The sequence below is a fragment of the Pseudoalteromonas sp. G5_S1_14_S5 genome (assembly GCF_054968605.1).
Genome location: NZ_JBQKUM010000274.1, coordinates 1 through 251 on the forward strand (window position 1 = coordinate 1; position 251 = coordinate 251).

General features: G+C 36.7%; 1 pseudogene. It reads right to left on the reverse strand.

The features are described 5' to 3' along the window. Positions 1-103, reverse strand: a pseudogene (locus tag ACTRWI_RS22860) (IS5/IS1182 family transposase); the annotation flags it as partial. Positions 104-251 lie beyond the last annotated feature (148 nt).

Sequence of the window (251 nt, forward strand, 5' to 3'; positions counted from 1 at the left end):
CAAATGTCATTCGATGTTCAGTTTTATCGTAAATACTACCCGTACTTTTCATAACTTGGAGTAGCAATTTTCAGCGAATATCAGTTAGCATGGTTCTTGGCATGGTATTGACTATAGTTTTACTTTTGGCGAAGTAAATTATAACTCTTTACCATGCTGTGTAAAAAACACTCACAAAAGATCAACACGCCCTAACTACTAGCTCCAAAAACTCTTCAAAATCGCCCTTATCAGACAGTCCTAAAGATCGC